The organism is Promicromonospora sp. NPDC060204 (assembly GCF_042728455.1).
Taxonomy (GTDB): domain Bacteria; phylum Actinomycetota; class Actinomycetes; order Actinomycetales; family Cellulomonadaceae; genus Promicromonospora.
The window spans coordinates 1-19718 of record NZ_JBHWZO010000108.1; the positions used below are offsets into that span (position 1 = coordinate 1).

Annotated in this window: 18 protein-coding genes and 1 tRNA gene; 6 read left to right on the top strand and 13 right to left on the bottom strand. The window is 71.5% G+C overall.

Annotation, left to right across the window (positions count from 1 at the left end; translation table 11 throughout):
* Positions 1-63: 63 nt before the first annotated feature.
* Complete coding sequence (locus tag ACFWEJ_RS15025; RefSeq protein WP_377230008.1) at positions 64-1386, bottom strand: winged helix-turn-helix domain-containing protein; 1323 nt, start codon at positions 1384-1386, stop codon at positions 64-66.
* Positions 1387-1599: 213 nt separating this feature from the next.
* On the opposite strand from ACFWEJ_RS15025, the gene ACFWEJ_RS15030 reads away from it, so the two are divergent.
* Positions 1600-2466, top strand: a complete 867-nt coding sequence (locus ACFWEJ_RS15030) for a L,D-transpeptidase (RefSeq protein ID WP_377230009.1) — start codon at positions 1600-1602, stop codon at positions 2464-2466.
* 13 nt (positions 2467-2479) lie between these two features.
* Here ACFWEJ_RS15030 and ACFWEJ_RS15035 read toward each other — a convergent pair whose 3' ends face one another.
* The 5 genes from ACFWEJ_RS15035 to ACFWEJ_RS15055 are packed head-to-tail and all read right to left on the bottom strand — an operon-like array spanning position 2480 to position 8172.
* Complete coding sequence (locus ACFWEJ_RS15035) at positions 2480-3475, bottom strand: ABC transporter ATP-binding protein (protein ID WP_377230010.1); 996 nt, start codon at positions 3473-3475, stop codon at positions 2480-2482.
* Positions 3475-4425, bottom strand: coding sequence for an ABC transporter ATP-binding protein (locus ACFWEJ_RS15040; RefSeq protein ID WP_377230011.1), 951 nt, complete (start codon positions 4423-4425; stop codon positions 3475-3477). Before ACFWEJ_RS15040 ends, ACFWEJ_RS15035 begins: the two co-directional genes overlap by 1 nt.
* Positions 4425-5363: an ABC transporter permease gene (locus ACFWEJ_RS15045; protein WP_377230012.1), complete on the bottom strand. Its 939-nt coding sequence runs from the start codon at positions 5361-5363 to the stop codon at positions 4425-4427. The genes ACFWEJ_RS15040 and ACFWEJ_RS15045 overlap by 1 nt, the downstream gene beginning before the upstream one ends.
* 40 nt (positions 5364-5403) lie before the next feature.
* Entirely contained in the window at positions 5404-6399 is a 996-nt protein-coding gene (locus ACFWEJ_RS15050) for an ABC transporter permease (protein ID WP_377230013.1), read from the bottom strand.
* Between the two features lie 3 nt (positions 6400-6402).
* Complete coding sequence (locus ACFWEJ_RS15055) at positions 6403-8172, bottom strand: ABC transporter substrate-binding protein (protein WP_377230014.1); 1770 nt, start codon at positions 8170-8172, stop codon at positions 6403-6405.
* Positions 8173-8411: 239 nt separating this feature from the next.
* On the opposite strand from ACFWEJ_RS15055, the gene ACFWEJ_RS15060 reads away from it, so the two are divergent.
* Positions 8412-8484: transfer RNA gene (locus ACFWEJ_RS15060), tRNA-Arg, on the top strand.
* Position 8485: 1 nt separating this feature from the next.
* On the opposite strand, the gene ACFWEJ_RS15065 is transcribed toward ACFWEJ_RS15060, so the two are convergent.
* On the bottom strand, positions 8486-9739 hold the full coding sequence (locus ACFWEJ_RS15065) for an MFS transporter (RefSeq protein WP_377230015.1): 1254 nt from the start codon (positions 9737-9739) through the stop codon (positions 8486-8488).
* A gap of 79 nt (positions 9740-9818) precedes the next feature.
* The gene (locus ACFWEJ_RS15070) at positions 9819-10604 is read right to left on the bottom strand and encodes an aldo/keto reductase (protein WP_377230025.1); all 786 of its coding nucleotides are present in this window, start codon (positions 10602-10604) and stop codon (positions 9819-9821) included.
* A 284-nt stretch (positions 10605-10888) separates the two neighbouring features.
* Between ACFWEJ_RS15070 and ACFWEJ_RS15075 the strand changes: the two genes are divergently transcribed.
* Positions 10889-11338, top strand: a complete 450-nt coding sequence (locus tag ACFWEJ_RS15075) for a MarR family winged helix-turn-helix transcriptional regulator (RefSeq protein ID WP_377230016.1) — start codon at positions 10889-10891, stop codon at positions 11336-11338.
* 171 nt (positions 11339-11509) lie between these two features.
* Here the strand turns inward: ACFWEJ_RS15075 and ehuA are convergent, their stop codons facing one another.
* Genes ehuA through ACFWEJ_RS15095 form a run of 4 tightly spaced genes read right to left on the bottom strand, consistent with a single transcriptional unit; the run spans position 11510 to position 14592 of the window.
* Complete coding sequence (ehuA, locus tag ACFWEJ_RS15080) at positions 11510-12289, bottom strand: ectoine/hydroxyectoine ABC transporter ATP-binding protein EhuA (protein WP_377230017.1); 780 nt, start codon at positions 12287-12289, stop codon at positions 11510-11512.
* Entirely contained in the window at positions 12282-12923 is a 642-nt protein-coding gene (gene ehuD / locus ACFWEJ_RS15085; protein ID WP_377230018.1) for an ectoine/hydroxyectoine ABC transporter permease subunit EhuD, read from the bottom strand. The genes ehuA and ehuD overlap by 8 nt, the downstream gene beginning before the upstream one ends.
* Positions 12920-13642 carry an ectoine/hydroxyectoine ABC transporter permease subunit EhuC gene (ehuC, locus tag ACFWEJ_RS15090; RefSeq protein ID WP_377230019.1) on the bottom strand — a complete coding sequence of 241 codons (723 nt, stop codon included), beginning with the start codon at positions 13640-13642 and terminating at the stop codon, positions 12920-12922. Before ehuC ends, ehuD begins: the two co-directional genes overlap by 4 nt.
* Before the next feature lie 20 nt (positions 13643-13662).
* Positions 13663-14592 (bottom strand): transporter substrate-binding domain-containing protein, encoded by a 930-nt coding sequence (locus tag ACFWEJ_RS15095; RefSeq protein WP_377230020.1) that lies wholly within the window; start codon positions 14590-14592, stop codon positions 13663-13665.
* 238 nt (positions 14593-14830) lie between these two features.
* Between ACFWEJ_RS15095 and ACFWEJ_RS15100 the strand changes: the two genes are divergently transcribed.
* A complete protein-coding gene (locus ACFWEJ_RS15100) occupies positions 14831-15598 on the top strand; it encodes a GntR family transcriptional regulator (RefSeq protein ID WP_377230021.1) in 768 nt (255 codons plus the stop codon).
* A gap of 6 nt (positions 15599-15604) precedes the next feature.
* Here ACFWEJ_RS15100 and ACFWEJ_RS15105 read toward each other — a convergent pair whose 3' ends face one another.
* Positions 15605-16849 (bottom strand): ROK family protein, encoded by a 1245-nt coding sequence (locus ACFWEJ_RS15105; RefSeq protein ID WP_377230022.1) that lies wholly within the window; start codon positions 16847-16849, stop codon positions 15605-15607.
* 90 nt (positions 16850-16939) lie between these two features.
* Between ACFWEJ_RS15105 and xylA the strand changes: the two genes are divergently transcribed.
* Complete coding sequence (gene xylA / locus ACFWEJ_RS15110) at positions 16940-18094, top strand: xylose isomerase (protein ID WP_377230023.1); 1155 nt, start codon at positions 16940-16942, stop codon at positions 18092-18094.
* A 137-nt stretch (positions 18095-18231) separates the two neighbouring features.
* Positions 18232-19713 carry a xylulokinase gene (xylB, locus tag ACFWEJ_RS15115; RefSeq protein ID WP_377230024.1) on the top strand — a complete coding sequence of 494 codons (1482 nt, stop codon included), beginning with the start codon at positions 18232-18234 and terminating at the stop codon, positions 19711-19713.
* The last annotated feature ends 5 nt before the right edge of the window (positions 19714-19718 follow it).

Consider the following 19718-nt stretch of genomic DNA (forward strand, 5'->3'; position numbering starts at 1 on the left):
TCTTTGGACCGCCCCAAAGAGAAGAAACCCGGGCCTCAAGGTGATCGCCCAAGCAGCCGGGGCTCAGCGGGCCTTCACGATCGGGATCGAGCCCGTCTCCGTGAACTCGCGCATGCGCTTGCCCACCGTCGACCGGCTGACGCCGACCTCCTCCGCGATCTCGCGGTACGTGCGGCCCTTGGTCCGCAGGTCGATCATGCGCTCGGCGTCCTGCGTGCCGAGCTGGGTGTTCCGGCGCGGCGCCCGACGGCGAGGAATCCCGTCCCGGACGTTGGCCGTGGCGCGAGCCGCGGCCTCGGCGGGCTCCACGGGCGTCTCCGCAGCGGCCCGGCCGGCCTCGTCCCCGCCGGTCGCCGCCTGGTCGAAGATCCCGTCCGGCTGCGGGGCGCGCTCCCGCACCTCGTCGCGCGGGGCCGCCAGACTGGCGTAGGCAGGCCGGCGCTCCGCACCGTCCCGGACACCGGCACCGGCACCAGCACCAGCACCAGCACCAGCACCAGCACCGTCCCAGGCGCCCGCCCCGGGAACAGCCTCCGGCTCGACGTCGCCGCGGGGCTCCCCGGCGAACTCGGCGGCCACCGCGTCCGCGGCCCAGCGCTCGTAGTCGAGCACCCCGACCTCGGAGCTCGCGCCACCGGCACGGCCGTCCACCGGCTCGTCGACGAGGATGCCGGTCAGCCGCTGCCGGTCGGCCAGGTGCAGGCGGGCGACGTCGGCGGTCCCGTCGCCCACGGCCGCGAGCGCCTCGCACCACGCGGCGACCTGCGCCCGCATCTCGGTGGGCGGCACGGTGCGCAGCGCCACGGAGCGGGCCCGACGGCGGCCGGCCTCGGCGCGGGCGAGCCGGCGGCGGGCGGTGCGCGACCCGTCGTTCAGGCTCTGTGCCCGGAACAGGTCCTCGGTGGTGAGGAACAGGGCGTGCATGCGGGCGGACTGCCGCAGCGCGGACCATGAGGTGCCGGTGGCGAGGTGCCGGTCGCCGATGAGGGCGAGGTGCCACATGAGCGCGGCGAGCAGGGGCACGACGAACCGGAACACGACGGCGCCCACGGGGTGGCCGATGTAGGCCTCGTGCCAGGCGGCGAAGACGCCGGAGGCGGACGAGAGCGCCCAGGTCAGGGCGAGCAGGGTGCCGCCGGGCCGGTTGTCGCGGGCGGCCTCGCGGGCCAGGAGGGCGACGGTCACCAGCGAGAGCTCGAAGACGCCGGCGGTCGCGTAGGCGGTGCCCTGGCTCATGGCGAGCACGTCGATGCCGAACTGGACCATCGCCAGGTACGCGGACCCGGTCGAGATGAGGGCGACGGACACCGCGCCCGTGAGCACCAGGTTGCGGGAACGGCGCGTGGGAACGGTCGTGACGGGGAACGCCCGGTCGGCGGGGGCCACGGTGATCTCTCCTTCGTCAGGTGCCTGTCGGACTGGATCCCGCGGCGGAGCCGAACAACAGTTCGGACGGCGATGCGGGCGGGCACGAAGATATCGGACAACTGTGACAACCCGGTATCGTCGACGGCTCGGCTGCGTGCGCGGCTCGCACGGGGCACGATGGGCACGCCGTCTGGACCAGGCGGGTGGCACGGACGCACGGGGAGACAACGCATGTCGCAGAGGGCCTGGATCTGGGTGGCCGGGGTCGTGGTGGTCGCGCTCGTCGGCACGGCGGCCTGGTTCGGGCTGCGGGCCGGCATCGACCCGGCCGAGGCCGCGCCGTCGGCGAGCCCGTCGCCGTCCGCCAGCCCCACGCCAGAGCCGACGCCGAAGCCCGCCGGCTACTCGCTCGCCGCCCTGCCCCGGCCGGACATCGACGGGCTGCTCCCGGCCGAGCTGCCCGTGACCAAGCTCGACACGCTCAAGGGGCTGCCGGGTTCGGTCGCCGAGCCGAGGAAGGCCCGGATCCCGGTCTGGGCGGCGCCCGACGTGACGGAGGCGCCGGTGCTCGCCCTGGAGGCCGACTACTACGACGCCGACGCCCGCTGGCTCGTGCTGGAGCGCGAGCCGGGCTGGGTCAAGGTGCTCGTCCCGTACGGGCGCGGAGCGCTCCCGTCGGACGACCCGGACCGGGTCAACGGCGTCTCGGGCTGGCTGCGCGCGGACGACGTCGTGCTGGAGAAGGAGCGGCGCTCGGTGGTGGTCGACCTGTCGGACCGCACCGTGACGGTCACGCACGACGACGGCTCCCGGGACGTGCTCCCGGCGGGCGTCGGCGCGGCCGAGACGCCGACGCCGCGCGGCCTCACCCAGGTCTTCACCGTCACGGAGGCGGTGAACACCGGGATGTCGGTGTTCCTATCGATGCAGAGCGAGTCCCTCGACGGCTTCTACGGCACCGACTACGCCGCCACCGCGCTGCACGTGGGCGAGGGTCAGGGCCAGTCGGTCAGCAACGGCTGCATCCGCCTGGCGAGCGGGGACTTCGAGCGCCTCGCCGGCCTCGACCCGGGTGTACCGGTCCTGGTCCGGGGCTAGCGAGGCGTCCGGGTCATCCCGCCGGGCACTCCTCGTCCGCCGCCTTGCGGAAGCACCCCACGAAGTGGCCGGGAGCGTGCTCGACCAGCCCGAGGTCGTCGGCCGTGCCGCTCGCCGAGCCCGCCTCGGCTTCCTCCCCCAGCGACCGCCCCTGGGCCGCGAGCGCCTCGTGGTACAGGCACCGCCCCGCCAGGCGCGCGCTGCGCTGCGACTCCTCGGCCTCGACCTCCTCCCACGTGCGGTCCAGGTGCGGCACCGAGGCCAGCAGGTCGCGCGTGTAGGGGTGCAGCGGATCGTCGAAGACGGCGCTGGTGACGCCGCGCTCCACGACGCGCCCCTTGTAGAGGATGACCACCCGGTCGGAGACGTAGTTGCCGAGCGAGAGGTCGTGCGTGACGAACAGGATCCCGAGGCCGCGCGACTTGAGCTCGCCCAGCAGGTTGAGCACGTCGATGCGGGTCGACGCGTCGAGCATCGAGATGATCTCGTCGGCCACGAGCAGCTCGATGTCGAGCAGCAGGGCCCGCGCGATGAGGAGCCGCTGGAGCTGCCCGCCGGAGAGCTGGTGCGGGAACTTGCCGAGGATGTCGCCGGGTTCGAGCGTGACCGCCCCCAGGGCCTCCTCCAGCTTCTCCCGCCAGGCAGCGCCGGAGACCCGGGGGAAGTACGAGCGCCGCAGCGTCTCGAACGTCCGGTCCACCTTGAAGATCGGGTTGAACGAGCTGAACGGGTCCTGGAACACGCCCTGGATCTTGCGGTAGTAGTCGCGGCGGCCCCGGTACCCGAGCCGGGTGACGTCGCGGCCGTCGAACGTGATGCTGCCGCCCGTGGAGTCGAGCAGGTGGAGCACCATCTTGCCGATGGTCGACTTGCCGCTGCCGGACTCCCCGATGAGCGAGACCACCTCGCCCCGCTGCACGTCGAGGCTGACGTGCCGCACGGCGTGCAGGTCGGAGGTGCCGAAGGTGCCGGTCTTGTAGACCTTGTCGAGCGCGTCGAGCGTCAGCATCAGCTCACCGCCCAGCACGCGACCTGGTGCCCCTCGGCGACCTCGCGGAACGGCGGGGCCTCGGCGCACCGGTCGTGCGCCAGCGGGCAGCGGTCGCGGAACCGGCAGCCGGTGGGCGGGTCGAGGAGCGACGGCGGCCGCCCCTCGATGCCTTCCAGCCGCTGATCCTCGTACCGGTCGCCCACCTTGGGCAGCGCCCCGATGAGCATCTTCGTGTAGGGGTGCAGGGGCTCGTCGATGATCGTCCGGGCCGGCGCCTTCTCGGCGAGGTGCCCGGCGTACATCACCAGGATCGTGTCGGCCACCTGGAACAGCACGGAGATGTCGTGCGTGATCACGATCATGGACCGGACGAACCCGTGGTCGCGGAACTCGACGAGCGCCCGGGCGACGGCCTTCTGGGAGGACACGTCGAGCGCGGACGTCACCTCGTCGCCGATGAGCAGCGACGGGTTCAGCAGCGTGGACAGCACGAGCACCACGCGCTGCTTCATGCCGCCGGACAGCTCGATCGGGTAGCGCTTGAGCACGTCGGTGTCGAGGCCGACGAGCTCCAGGCGCCGTTCAAGCTCCGGCAGCACCTCCGTGTAGCGCACGTTGTGCGCCGCGAGGAGGTCCCGGATCATCCGGCCGATCTTGCGGGTCGGGTTCATCGCCGACATCGCGTACTGCGGGATGAGGGACACCTCGCGGTAGCGGTGGCGGCGCATCGCGCCGTCGTCGGCGATGGGGAGCTTCTCCCCGTCGAGGGCGACGGTGCCGCCCACGTGCTCCATGCGGGTGTCGAGGCGGATCAGGGCCTTGCCGAGCGTCGTCTTGCCGCAGCCGGACTCGCCGGCGATGCCCATGATCTCGCCGTCGGCCACCTCGAAGCTGACGCCGTCGAGGGCCTTCACGGGGCCGCGCAGGGTGCGGTAGTGGACCCTCAGGTCGGTCACGGAAAGGGTCATCACATCTCCCGCAGCTTGGGGTTGAAGACCTCGTCGAGGCCCACGTTCATGATGTAGAGCGAGCCCACGATGAGCGTGATCCCCAGCCCCGGCGGGATGAACCACCACCACAGCCCCAGATGGAGCGCGCTCCACTGCACGGCCTGGTTCATCATCAGGCCGAGCGACATGGCGTTCGTGGGTCCGAGCCCGATGAAGTCGAGCGACGCCGCCGTCAGGATGGACCCGCCGAACAGCAGCACGAACGTCATGAAGAGGTAGGAGTACATGTTGGGCGCCACCTCGCGCCGCAGGATCGTGCCCACCCCCACGCCGGACAGCCGCGCCAGGTCGATGAAGTCCCGCGAGCGCAGCGACAGCGTCTGCGCCCGCACCGCGCGCGCCACCCACGGCCAGCTGAACACGCCGATGTACAGCGCCTGCATCGGCACGCTGCGCACGCCCAGGTAGGCGTTGATGATGATGAGCACCACGAAGCCGGGGATCACCAGCACCACGTTGGTCAGCATGTTCAGCAGCTCGTCGATCATGCCGCCGCGGTAGCCCGCGACGAACCCGATGGTCATCCCGATGACGGCGGCCACCCCGCCGCCCAGCAGGCCCACGAGGAACGTGGACCGCAGGCCGGCGACGAACTGCGCGAAGACGTCCTGCCCGAACGTCGTCGTGCCGAACGGGAAGTCCGCGGACGGCGGGGCCATGGGCGGCCCCGCGTAGTCCATCGGCGCGAACTTGAGGAACAGCGGCCCGAGCAGCCCCAGCAGCAGGAACGCGAGCACCACCACCGAGCCGATCACGACCTTGGGGTTGCGCAGCGCGAAGTACAGCGTCTCGCGTGCGTCTCCCCCGGGCTTGCGGGCGGCCGACGGCGCCGGGGTCGCCCCGGGCGGTTCGGCCGCCTCGGTCCCCGGTGCCGCGGCAGGTTGTGTCGCGGTCATGCCGTTCCCCTTCCGCCTGATCCTGCGGCTCCGCTGTGCCTCATGCGGTGGCCCCCGTCAGTCCGGTCCGCGTGCGGGGGTCAACCAGCACGTAGACGATGTCGATCACGAAGTTGGCCAGGAGCACGCCGATCACCACGAACAGCAGGGTGCCCTGCAGCAGGAAGAAGTCCTGGTTCTGGATGGCGGACAGCACGAGCTTGCCCAGCCCCGGGTAGGCGAACACGATCTCGGTCACCAGGGCGCCGCCCAGGATGGTGCCGAGCTGCAGCGCGAGGCCCGTGATCTGCGGCAGCATCGCGTTGCGGAACGCGTACTGCCGCACGAGCCGCTTGGGCGCGCCGAGCGCGGACAGGTAGTTCGCGTAGTCGGACTCGAGCTCGTAGATGATCAGGTTGCGCATGCCGATCGCCCAGCCGCCCAGGGACACGAGGAACAGCGACAGGAACGGCAGCACCCAGTGCTGCAGCAGGTCGCCGGCGAACGCCCACGACCACCGCGGCACCATCCCGAAGTCGTAGCCGCCCGCCACGGGGAACCAGCCGAGCGCGACGCCGAGGCCCCACGCGAGCAGGATCGCCAGCCACATGTACGGCATCGCCGTGATCAGGTAGCCGACGGGCAGGGCCACGTTGTCGAGCCAGCGGCTGCGCGCCGCCATGGCCCCCACGCTGTTGCCGATCACGAAGCTCAGCAGGATCGCGGGGATCATGATGCCCAGCGTGTAGGGCACGGCGTCGAGCACCACCTGGCTCACGGGCGCGGGGAACAGCCACACGCTCGTGCCCAGGTCACCGCGGAACAGCGCGGCCCAGTAGTTCAGGTACTGCTGCCAGAGCGGCAGGTCGAGCCCGAACGTCCGCTCGTAGTACGCGGTCATGGCCGCGATCGTCTCGGGGTGCTGGACGGCGGCGCGCGCCACCATCCGCTGGACCGGATCCCCCGGCATGAGCCGGGGGATCAGCCAGTTCAGCGTGACCGCGACGACGAAAGTCAGGCCGTAGATCACGGTCTTGCGAGCGAGATAGCCGCGCATACGTCAGGAGGCCGGCTCGAGGGCGAGCAGCGTGTTGATGCCACCCATCTGCACGTACCCGTTCCACATGATCGGGAAGTACGCGTCCTCGCGGCCCTCCTTGGGCCAGTTGGTCCACTGCGACTCGTTGTACTGGGCCCACGCGCCGTTGTACCAGAGCGGGATCGCCGGCAGGTCGGTCATGAACTTCTCCTGGACCTTCGACAGCGTCTCGGAGAACTCGGGCGTGCCGCTCTCGGTGCGCGAGAGGTTCTCGACGAGGTCCCACGCCTCCTTGTCCTCGTAGCGGCCGAAGTTGCCCGCCAGCATCTGCTCCTGGATCGGCTGGTAGAACGCGTAGTTGTAGTAGGTCCATGGCGTGTTGCTCACGCCCGCGTTGCCGTTGATGACCAGGTCGAAGTCACCGGTGGCCCGCGCGTCGTCGACGGCGCCCGCGTCGGGGAAGTCGGCGGTCACCTTGATGCCGACGGCGGAGGCGTCCTCCGCGATGACGCGCGCGGCCTCCATCCAGTCGGTCCAGCCCGCGGGGACGATCAGCTTCAGGTCGATCGCCTCGCCGTCCGGCGTCTCGACGAACCCGTCACCGTCGGTGTCCTCGTAGCCGGCGTCGGCCAGGATCGACTTGGCCTCGTCCGCGTCGAAGGTGAAGCCGTACTCGGCCACGACGTCCTCGTCGTAGTACTCCTCGAACGCCGGCACCAGGCCCGACGGGTGCGCCTTCGCCACGAGGCCGCCGTAGGCGTTCGTCACGATCTTGTCCACGTCGATCGAGCGCGCCAGGGCCTGCCGGAAGTCGACGTCGTCCATCGGCGGGCGCGTCTGGTTCGGGATCAGGTTGGCCGACGCCGCCGCCAGCATGTACGGCTCACCCTCGTAGTACGTGCTGACCTGGCCGGTGTCGACGAGCTGGTTGACGCCGGGCAGGAAGTTGTTGCTCAGGTCGAGGCCGCCGGACAGCATCAGGCCGAGCGCCACCTCGTTGGAGGTGTTCACGACGTCGACGATGTACTTCATCGGCATCTCGAGGCCGAGCTCGCCGCGGGCCCACCAGTCGTCGTTGCGCTCCCAGACCATGCGGTCCTGGGCGACGGCGGAGAACTTGAACGCGCCCGAGCCGATCGGGTCCTCGTTCGGGTTGGACAGCAGCTCCTCGTCCGACCAGTCGCCCATGATGTGCTCCGGGACGACCATCGTGCTGTAGAGCCAGTTGTCCCACTCCTGGTAGCGGGGGTCGGAGAACGTGAACTTCACCGTGGTGGGGCTGGTCGCCTCGACCTTGTCGAGCCAGGTCCACAGGTTGCTGTACGGCACGGCGTCGACCTTGCCGAGCTCGGTGGTGAAGACGACGTCGTCGGCGTCGAGCGTCTCGCCGTCCTGCCAGGTCAGGCCCTCGCGGAGCGTGAGCTCATAGGTCTTGTCGCCGGTCCACTCGCCGCCCTCGGCGAGCCAGGGCGTCAGCTCGAGGGTGATCGGGTCGAACTGGAACAGCGGCTCGTAGAGCAGGCCGCGCGCACCGGTGGCGTGCCCGGAGCTGGGGATCGGGTTCCACGACGTGGGCGGGCCCCACTGGGTGCCGCTCGTGAACAGCGTCTCCTCGCGCGGGTACTCGGCCACGAGGGCGTTGGCCGAGTCCATGCCCTCCGCGGACGCGTACGGGTTGGACGTCGTGGGTGCGTTCCCACCGCCACCGGAACAGCCGGCGAGCAGCACGCCGGCGACCGTGGCCGCCGCCAGGGCCACCACGCCCCGGGACCTGGTCTGTCGAAGGAACATCGTCGATCCTCTCCGCCCGCACGGCCGTCGTGCGGACCAGGCGCGTCGTCGCGCCGGGTTGCTGAGCATCGTTGTGGGTCGGAGAGGGATTGGTCAAGGTTTGTCACCTATGTTGCGCAATTGACACCTACGCCCGACCCGGGCGCTTAGCGCGCCGGGCCGGGCGGCCGGTAGGCTGTGTGGCGCGGTCCGGGCTTCACCCGGCCGCCGCACGCGCATCTCCTCCCGGAGAGACGCGGGCGCCTGTAGCTCAGTGGATAGAGCACCGCTCTCCTAAAGCGGGTGTCGGCAGTTCGAGTCTGCCCAGGCGCACCTACTCGACGAGCTGCCCGGCGGGTACCGCCGGGCGCTCCTCGCCCACGGCCTGGCGGCGTGCCGCCGCGCGCTCGCCGCGCTCCCCGCCCCGGACCAGCACGGCCACCACCATGACCGCCAGCCCGGCGAGAGTCACGACGGCGCCCGCCCACAGCGGCGACGTGTAGCCGAGCCCGGCGGCGAGCGTCAGCCCGCCCACCCAGGCGCCCAGCGCGTTCCCGACGTTGAACGCCGCGATGTTCGCGCCCGAGGCGAGAGTCGGGGCCGCCGACGCGTGCCGCATGACCCGCATCTGCAGGCCCGGCACCGTCGCGAACCCGACGGCGCCCATCAGCACCAGGCTGACCATGGTCGCGACCTGGCTGGTGGCGGTCAGCGCGAAGACCGTCAGGACCACGGTGAGCAGCACCAGCAGGGTGAGCAGGGTGGCCCCGAGGTTCTTGTCCGCGGCCTTGCCACCCACCAGGTTGCCCACGAACAGGCCCGCCCCGAACAGGATGAGCAGCCACGGCACGGTCGAGCTCGCGAACCCGCTGACCTCGGTGAGCGTGAACGCGATGTAGGTGAAGGCGCCGAACATGCCGCCGTAGCCGAGCACCGTCACGGCGATGGACAGCCACACCTGCGGGGCGCGGAAGGCCGCGAGCTCGCCGCGCAGGCCGGGGCCGGGCTGCCCGCTCGGCCCCGCGACGCCGTCCGGCACCCCGACGCGTGCCGGGACCAGGAGCGCGATGCCCACGAAGGCGAGGACTCCGATGCCGGTGATTGCCCAGAAGGTCGAGCGCCAGCCTGCGGCCTGGCCGAGCAGGGTGCCGAAGGGCACGCCGAGCACGTTGGCGACGGTCAGGCCGGCGAACATGATCGAGATGGCGGCGGCGCGCCGCTCGCGGGCGACCAGGTCGGCCGCGACGACCGCGCCGATGCCGAAGAACGCGCCGTGGCACAGCGCCGCGACGACCCGGCCGAGCATCATCAGCTCGTAGGTGGGCGCGATCGCGGACACCAGGTTGCCCGCGATGAACAGGATCATCAGGCCGAGCAGGGCCTTCTTGCGGTCCACCTTGGTGAGGGCCGCCGTGAGGGCGACCGCGCCGACCGCGACGGACAGCGCGTAGCCGGAGATGAGGTATCCGGCGACGGTCTCGGTGACGCCGAAATCGGCCGAGACCTCGGGCAGCAGGCCCATGATCACGAACTCGGTGAGGCCGATCCCGAAACCCCCGATGGCGAGGGCCCAGAGGGCGACAGGCATGACAGTGCTCCTTGAGGTGCGGGTGGTGCGGGGGTGGCCGGCTCGTGCCGGGCCGGCTCGTGCCGGCGGGGGGGGTTCGTCAGCCGTTGAAGCGGTCCGGGTGCGGGCCGGTGCGGCCGTCCCGGTCCAGGGCGTCGATCGCCGCGACCTGCTCGGCGGTGAGCTCGAACCCGAGCACGTCGAGGTTGGACGCGATGCGGGCCGGCGTGACCGACTTGGGGATCACGACGGTGCCGTGCTGCAGGTGCCAGCGCAGCACCACCTGTGCGGCGGAGACGCCGTGCGCCCGGGCGGCGTCGGTCACGGGGGCGGCGTCGAGCACGGCGCCCTGCGCGAGCGGGCTCCACGCCTCGGTGACGATGCCGAGACCCACGTGGTGGGCGCGCAGCTCGCGCTGCTGCAGGGCGGGGTGCAGCTCCACCTGGTTGACGACGGGGCGCACGCCGGTGGCCGCGACGATCGCGTCGAGGTGCGCGGGCTGGAAGTTCGAGACGCCGATCTCGCGGACCAGACCGGCCTCGCGCGCCTCGATCAGGCCCTCCCAGGCAGCGACGTACTGCCCGCGGCCCGGCGCGGGCCAGTGGATCAGGTACAGGTCGAGGGCGTCGAGGCCGAGCAGCTCCAGGCTGCGCTCCAGCGCGGGTCGGACGGCGTCGCGCGCCATCGAGTCGGTCCACAGCTTGCTGGTGACGAACAGGTCGTCGCGGGCCAGCCCGGACTCCGCGAGGGCGCGGCCCACACCCGCCTCGTTGCCGTAGACGGCGGCGGTGTCGACGCTCCGGTAGCCGGCCTCGAGTGCGTGGCCGACGGCGCGGGTGGTCTCGGCGTCAGGCACCTGGAAGACGCCGAACCCGACCTGCGGCATGGTCGCGCCCACGTGGGCGGCGTTCGGCAGCGCGACGGCGGGGGTCTCTGCGGCGGGGGTCTCTGCGGCGGGGGTCTCTGCGGTGGAGGCAGCCGCGGTGGCGCGGGTCTCGACGGGGGATGACATGAGGGCTCCTTGCTGTTCTCCGAACGGTGCCTGCTGTGCGTACGCGGACACCTGGCGGACGCGTTTAGTTGCACGCGCCTCCTAGATAGTTGCACGCGCGCACTAGTTGCACAAGCGCTATAGTTGGAGACCGGAATCACGCCCGACGAGGAGGGCCCATGGGAATCGCCGACGACGCCGTCGAGATCCGTGCCCAGGGCTGGCGAACGCTCGCCGCACTGCACGGCATGATCGACACCGCGCTCGAACGCGCGCTACAGGCCGAGCACGGCCTGTCCGTGGTGGAGTACACGGTGCTGGACGCGCTGTCCCGGCAGGACGGCTGGCACATGCGCATGCAGCAGCTCGGCCGCGCGACCGCGCTCTCGCCGAGCGCCACGACGCGCCTGGTCAACCGCCTGGAGGACCGCGCGCTGCTCACGCGCGTCCTGTGCCAGGACGACCGCCGCGGCATCTACACCGAGCTCACCGCGGCGGGCGAGAAGCTGCTCCTCGCCGCCCGCCCCACGCACGACCGCGCGCTGCACGAGGCCCTGCAGGAGGCGGAGCAGGTGCCGGAGCTGGCCGTGCTCGTGGGCACGCTCGGCGGCGTGGGCGCGGCAGTCTGAACCGACCGGGAAACGACCGAACGACTGACTCGCGACGCGCGGTGCGCCGAGTCAGTCGTCCGGTCGGGCCAACCCGCTGACTCGGCCCACCAGAGGTGGCGAGTCAGTCATGGGGTCCGACTACCCCGCTGACTCGGCGATCGTGGCGTGGCGAGTCAGCGGGGCGGTCCGTCAGAGGACCGCGCGGAGGAACTCCTGGGTCCGCTCGTTCTCCGGCGACGTGAAGATCGTCTCCGGGTCAGCCTCCTCGATGATCTTGCCGCCGTCGAACATCAGCACCCGGTTGGAGACCTCCCGGGCGAACTGCATCTCGTGCGTGACGATCAGCATGGTGATGTCCGTGGTCTCGGCGATGTTCCGGAGCACCCCGAGCACGTCGGCGACGAGCTCCGGGTCCAGCGCGGAGGTCACCTCGTCCAGGAGCAGGATCTCCGGCTCCATGGCCAGGGCCCGCGCGATGGCGACCCGCTGCTGCTGCCCGCCGGACAGTTGGGTGCACCGGGCGTCGCGCTTGTCGGCCAGCCCCACCTTGTCCAGCAGGTCCTCGGCCCGGGCGACCGCCTGGGCGCGGGAGATGCCGAGCACATGGACGGGCGCCTCGATGATGTTCTCCAGCACCGACATGTTCGGGAACAGGTTGAACTGCTGGAACACCATCCCGACGCGGCGCCGCACGAGGCTGCGCCGCTTCTCCGAGATCGCGACTCGCCGGCCGCCACGGATCTCGTGCGTGTACGGCTGCCCGTCCACGAGGATCAGGCCGTCGTTCGCCTCCTCCAGCGTCATGAGCAGACGCAGGATGGTGGTCTTGCCGGAGCCCGACGGTCCGATCAGCGTGACCCGGTCGCCCTTGGCGACCGTGAAGTCCAGGCCGTCGAGCACCACGTTGTCCCCGAAGCGCTTGCCGACGCCCTGGAACTCGATGGCAGGGGTGAGGTCGTTGTCAGGCAAGGCGGTTCTCCATTCGGCGGACGAGCAGCGAGGTCGGGTAGCTCACCAGCAGGAAGAGCAGGCCGGCGAGCGTGATCGCCTCGATGTAGCGGAAGTTCGCGCCGCCGTAGGCCTGGGCGGCGGCGTACATCTCGACCACGTAGATGAAGGCCAGGAACGGCGTCTCCTTGAACATCGAGATCGCGTAGTTCCCCAGGCCGGGCAGCGTGTTCCGGATCGCCTGCGGCAGGATCACCGCACGCCAGGTGCGGCTCCTCGGCAGATCGAGGGCGACCGCCGCCTCCCACTGACCACCCGGCACCGCGTCGATGCCGGCCCGGTAGACCTCCGACATGTACGTGGCGTAGTGGATGCCGAGCACCACGCAGCCGACGGCGAGCGACGGGAACTGCGTGAACATGAGGTTGGCGAACACGAGCTGCACCAGCAGCGGCGTCGACCGGATGAACTCGACCAGGAAACCCACCGGCATGGTGACGGCGCGGACGCGGGACCGGCGCACGACGGCGACCACGAGCCCCAGGACCGCGGCGATGATCATGCCCACGACGGTCGCCAGGACCGTGATGCCCAGGCCCTTGACCAGGTCGGGGAACACCGCGGCGGCGTGGTCCCAGCTCCAGAAGTCGTTCATGAGCGCACCTCCGTCCCGGCGGTCCTCGCGGGGGTCAGACGCAGGATCTCGCGCAGCGACGGTCCCTGACCGACCTTGTTCTTGGCGCGGGCCTCGAGCGCGTTCATGATCAGCGTCAGCGCGTAGGCGAACACGAAGTAGAGCAGCAGGCCCACCGTGTAGGCGAAGACCGTGTCCGTCGTGCCCTTGCGCAGCTCCCCGATGAAGAAGTTGAGGTCGTGCAGCGTGATGTAGGCCGCCAAGGCCGAACCCTTGACGAGCTGGATCAGCAGGTTGGTGAACATGGGCATCATCAGCGGCCAGGCCTGCGGCAGGATCACGCGACGCAGCCGGTGCACACCACCCAGGTCGAGCGCCGTGGCCGCCTCCCACTGACCGGTGGGCACGGAGTTGATCGAGCCGCGCACCACCTCGGCGGCATAGGCGCCGTAGTTGAGGCCGAGCGCGAGGATGCCGCAGGCCAGCGGGTCGAGCTCCACGTAGAACGGCGGGAGCGGCAGCACGTAGTACAGCCAGAAGATCTGCACCACGAGCGAGGTGCCGCGGAAGAACTCCACGACCACCCGGGACGGCACCCGCGCCCACCTGGTCCGGGCCCGAGAGCCCAGCCCCAGGATGAACGCGATGATCAGCGCGAGTGCCGCACCAGCGATCGTGAGCTCGAGAGTGACGAGAATTCCTTCGCCGAGCTGCGGGAGCAGATCGACGAGTTCTTGCATGTTGTCGGACACGTGCCGGGTCAGCCGTCCAGGCCAAGCTCCGGGGCCAGGTCCTTGGCCAGCGACTCGAGGTCGCCCTCACAGAGCTTGTCGGCGGTCAGGCCCTCGACGGGACGCTCGGCGGCGGTGAAGCCGAACGGGCCTGCGATCTCCAGCCAGCGGTCCTCGTCGGAGACGATCTCGGCGAGCTTCTCGTTGTAGGCGTCGCGGAGGTCCTCCTCCCCCTTCGGGAAGACCGTGGCGCCCGCACCGATCTGCGGCACGCCGTCGATCACGGCGACGAACGAGTCGGTGACCTCGACGTCGGCGTTCGAACGGGCCACCAGCGCGTTGAGCGAGATGGCGGTCAGCGCCGACGCGTCGGCGCGGCCCGAGGTGACGGCGTCGAGCGCGTCCTGCGGCGAGCCGACCTTGACGGTCTCGATCCCGAGGGACTTGGTGTAGCCCTCCTCGATGGCGCCGCTGAGCACGGCGAGCTTCACGCCGGCGTCCTTGGCGGACTGCATGTCCGTCAGGTTGTCGGGATTGCCCTTCGGCGTCAGGAACGCGGTCGTGTACATGATCTCGGGCTCGGAGAAGATGGCCTCGGAGCAACGCTCGGGGAGGATCGACATCCCCGCGCTCACGGCGTCGTACCGGCCCGCGGTCAGGCCGGGGATGAGCGAGTTCCACTCCGTCTGCACGCCGTCGACGGTGTCGATGCCGAGCTCGCCGAAGATCGCCTCGTTCAGCTTGATGGTGGCTCCGGTCAGCTCGCCGCCGTCCTCGTAGGAGTACGGCTCCTCGCCGTTGAACGCCACGGTGATGGCGCCGTCGTCCTGGAGCTGCTGCAGGGCGCCACCGGCATCCTCCGGGGCTGTCGACGTGCACGCGCCCAGCGCGACCAGGGTGAGTACGGACCCTGCGGCGAGGACGGCTCGGCGGAGCGGGCGGACGCTTGATCTAGACATGGTTCCCTTCACGCCACCCGGCAGATTTGGCAAAGGCCGGGTGGGCTGGAGTTCACGGACGACTCGCCACCGTAGCGGGCTGACGACGTTCAGACAATCTAGCGTTCGACATTAGGATTGTCTACAATCTGCAAGTTCACCCGGCCGGCGCCACCCCTGCTACCGCCGTGGCCACCCAGATGTCCGCGCAGCGGCGATGATGGTCGTCATCGACGTTGCGCTCACGGAAGGAGCACTGATGTCCCACCCGCCACGGGCCTCCCTGGCGACCGCGCCGTCCTTCTCGCGTGTGACGCGCCCCTCGACCGTCGACCTGATCCAGACCGAGCTGCGCAACGCGGTGTACGCGGGCGTGCTCGCCGTCGGCTCGCCGATCCGGGAGGTCGAGGTCGCGACCCAGCTCGGCGTGAGCCGCGGCCCCCTGCGGGAGGCCGCCCAGCGCCTGGTCCAGGAGGGTCTGCTGGTCGCGACCCCGGGGCGCGGCATGCGCGTGGCGACCATCTCCCGGGAGCGGCTCCCTGCCCTCTACGAGGCGCGCAAGTCGGTGGAGATCACCGCGGCGCGCCTGCTCGTCCGGTCGGGGGACGACGACGCCCTGGCGACCGTGCGCCGCGCCCACGACGAGCTCGTGGACGCCAACCGGACGGGCGACGCGCGCCGCGTCGGGGGCGCGGACCTGAACCTGCACTGGGCACTCGTCGCCGCGACGGGCAACCCGTGGCTCACCCGCTGGATGACCACGCTCATCGTCGAGGTGCGGATGGCCACGTTCTCCGTGAGCGACGAGTACGTGGTGCGCAAGGACACGGCCGACGCGCACGCGGTGATCGTCGAGCGCCTGGAGGCGCGGGACGAGGACGGCCTGGTCACGGTCATCACCGAGATGCTCGACGGCGCCGTCGCGCGGCTGCTGGGGCGCGAGGCCGAGCCCGTCGAGACGCTGGAGGAGCCCGCCGACGCACCGGCCATCACGCTCGGCCCGATCGACGCGCCCGACGAGATGTAGCCGGCGTCAGACCCAGGCCGCCGGGTCGGCGAGCACCGCGCGCAGCACCTCGCGCGCGCCGCCCGTGAGCGCGGCCTGCGGGCCGGCCTGGGCCGCCCGCACCTCCAGGTCCACGAACGGCGCCGCGAGCACGCGGTCGGCGAGCACGGCCTCGACGTCGGCCCGGAGCCACGGCAGCAGCTCGGTGTAGGCGCCGCCCAGCACGATGGTGGACACGTCGAGCAGGTTGACGAAGTCCGCGAGCGCCGAGCCGAGGGCCCGGCCGGCGGGCAGCGCCGCGCCGCCTGTCCCGGCGCCCGCGGGGGTGGCGCCCGCGGCGGCGTCCTGCCCGGTGAGCAGGGCGACGAGCGCGGCGAGGGGCGCGTCCGGCGGCAGGCCCGCCGCGCGCATCATCGCCTCCTTGCCGGCGTACTGCTCCAGGCAGCCGAACGCGCCGCAGGAGCAGCGCGGCCCGGCGGGGTCGACGACGACGTGCCCGATCTCGCCGTTCCAGCCCCGCTCCCCCAAGAAGAGCGCCCGGTCGACGACGATGGCGGCGCCGATGCCGACGTCGCCCGAGACGAAGATGAACGAGTCCGGCGCCGCGACGTCGGAGCCGCCGGCGAGCTCCGCGAGCGCCGCGAGCTTGGCCTCGTTGGCGATGCGGACGGGCAGCTCGCCGAGGCCGAGCAGCGGGACCGGGTCGAGCGAGGACCAACCCAGGTTGGGCGCGACCTCCAGGAGGCCGGTGCGCGGGTCGACCAGGCCGGGCAGGGCGAGCCGCGCGCCGGCGACCGTCATGCCGGCGGCGGTGACGCCGTCGGACACCTCGCGGGCGAGCTCGCCGAGCTGCCGCAGCACCACGGCCGGGTCGCTGTCGTGGAGCGCGCCGGGCACCACGCGGTCGACCACGACGTCCCCGGTGAGATCGAGCACACGCACGCCGAGGTAGTCGACGTTCACCTCAAGCCCGAGGCCCACGACGGACCGCGGCGCCGGGACGAGCGGGACCGCGGGCCGTCCCGCGCGGCCGCCGGTCACGGCGGGCAGCTCGCGCACCAGCCGGGCGGCGACGAGCTGGTCCACCAGCGTGGACACCGTGGCGCGGGCCAGACCGGTCGCGGCTGCCACTCCCGCGCGTGAGAGTGGTTCCGGCACCTCGAACACGGCGCGGGCGACGAGCTCCAGGTTGTGCTCGCGCAGGGAGTGCTGGCGGGCCGCGGCGGAGCCCGTCCGCGTCGTGGTCTCGTGTGCGGTCCCGGCGGTGGTCACGCCTTGACTGTAGCCGAGCCTCGCGTAATAGTTCATCCGTACAACAAATGCGGCGCCGCATGCCGGGGCCGCCCTCGATGAGGAGACCCCGTGAGCGACATCAAGTACTCGTTCGGCCTGTGGACCGTCGGCTGGCCTGCCGCCGACCCGTTCGGCACGGCGACCCGCCCCGAGCTGGACCCGGCCGAGTCGGTCCGCAAGCTCGCCGACCTCGGTGCCTGGGGCTTCACGTTCCACGACAACGACGTCTACCCCTTCGGCTCGGACGACGCCGAGCGCCAGAAGCACATCGACTCCGTCAAGAAGGCCTCCGCCGACACCGGCCTGGTCTGCGAGATGGTCACCACCAACACGTTCACGCACCCCGTCTTCAAGGACGGCGCGTTCACCTCCAACAACCGCGACGTGCGCCGCTTCGGCCTGCGCAAGGTGCTGCGCAACGTGGACCTGGCCGCCGACATGGGCGCGTCCACGTTCGTCATGTGGGGTGGCCGCGAGGGCACCGAGTACGACAACTCGAAGGACCTCAACGCCGCGCACGCGCGCTACGCCGAGGGCATCGACACCGTCGCCTCGTACATCAAGGAGAAGGGCTACGGGCTCAAGATCGCCCTGGAGCCCAAGCCCAACGAGCCGCGCGGCGACATCTTCCTGCCGACGATCGGCCACGCCATCGCGCTGATCGACTCGCTCGACAACGCCGACATCGTGGGCCTCAACCCCGAGGTGGGCCACGAGCAGATGGCCGGCCTGAACTACACGCACGGCATCGCCCTGGCGCTGCACGTCGGCAAGCTGTTCCACATCGACCTGAACGGTCAGCACGGCCCCAAGTACGACCAGGACCTCGTGTTCGGTCACGGCGACCTGCTCTCCGCGTTCTTCACGGTGGACCTGCTGGAGAACGGCTTCCCGAACGGCGGCCCCCGCTACGCGGGCCCGCGCCACTTCGACTACAAGCCCTCGCGCACCGAGTACCTCGACGGCGTGTGGGAGTCGGCCGCGGCCAACATGAAGACCTACGACCTGCTCGCCGCCAAGGCGAAGCAGTACCGCGAGGACCCCGAGGTCCAGGCTGCCTTCAAGCACGCCGGGATCTTCGAGCTGGGTGAGTCCACGCTGGCCGAGGGTGAGTCGTTCGACTCCTTCCTCGCCGAGGCCGACCCCGACGTCGATGCCCTGGCCGAGCGCGACTACGGCCTGGTCCGCCTGCACCAGCTCGCGCTGAACCACCTGATCGGCTGATCACCCCCTCGTTGAGTGCTGGCTATTTGTTGCCCTGACCCGGGAAAACCAACAGATAGCCAGCACTCAACGCGTGCTGTGCGGCGCGCGGTAGCGTGTCTGTCGCCTCTTCCCACGAACCACCCCCTGGAGCACCGATGCCCCTCGTCGCCGGTGTGGACACGTCCACGCAGTCCTGCAAGATCGTCGTGCGCGACGCCGAGACCGGCGCGCTGGTCCGGACCGGTTCCGCCAAGCACCCCGACGGCACGGAGGTGGACCCGCAGCACTGGTGGGACGCCTTCCAGGAGGCAGCCGCCGCCGCGGGCGGCCTGGCCGACGTCGCCGCGATCTCCGTGGGCGGCCAGCAGCACGGCATGGTCACGCTCGACGCCGACGGCGACGTCGTCCGCCCGGCGCTGCTCTGGAACGACACCCGTTCCGCGCCGTCGGCCGAGGCCCTGATCACCGAGCTGGGCGACGGCGACCGCGCGACGGGCGCCCAGGCCTGGGCCGACGCCGTCGGCTCCGTGCTCGTCGCCTCCCTCACCGTCACCAAGCTGCGCTGGCTGCACGACAACGAGCCGGAGAACGCGGCGCGCGTCGCCGCCGTCGCGCTCCCCCACGACTGGCTGTCCTGGCGCATCGCGGGCTACGGCCCCGCGGGCGACCCGACGGCGCCCCTGGGGCCGCAGCTCGACAAGCTGTTCACGGACCGCTCGGACGCCTCGGGCACCGGGTACTACGACGCCGCCGTCGGCGAGTACCGCCCGGACCTGCTGGAACGCGCCCTGGGCCGCACCGACGTGGTGCTGCCGCGCGTCGTGGGCGCGGCCGAGGCCGGCGCCGTCGCACACCCGGACGTCGCGGGTTCGGCGGTCGACGGCGGGGCCCTGATCGGGCCCGGTGCGGGCGACAACGCGGGCGCGTCCATCGGGCTCGGCATGACGCCGGGCGACATCGCCATCTCGATCGGCACGTCGGGCGTCGTCTCGGCCGTCGCCCCGAAGCGCACCGCCGACGGTTCCGGCGCGATCAACGGCTTCGCCGACGCGACCGGCAACGCCCTCATGCTCGCCGTCACGCTCAACGCGGCGCGCGTGCTCGACGCCGCCCGTGAGGTGCTCGGCGTCGACTTCGACGAGCTGGCCGACCTCGCGCTGCAGGCCCCGCCCGGCTCGGACGGCCTCGTGCTCGTGCCTTACCTGGAGGGCGAGCGCACGCCCAACCGGCCCGACGCGACGGGCACGCTGCACGGCATCCGCCTGGCGACGTCGACCCGCCCCCACCTGGCCCGCGCCTACATCGAGGGCATGCTGTGCGGGCTCGCCGACGGCCTCGACGCGCTGCGGGCGCAGGGCGTCTCGGTGGAGCGCGTGATGCTGATCGGCGGCGCGGCCCAGTCCCCCGCCGTCCAGCAGATCGCCCCGCAGGTCTTCGGGCTTCCCATCGGCATCCCCGAGCCGGGCGAGTACGTGGCCGACGGCGCCGCCCGCCAGGCGGCGTGGACGCTCGCCGCCTCGGGCGGGGCGGACGACGTCGCCCCGCCGGCCTGGTCGACGACGATCGCGACCACGCTGGCGGCCGACCCGAAGCCGGTCGTGCGCGAGCAGTACGCGGCGGTGCGCGACCTGGTCTGACCTGC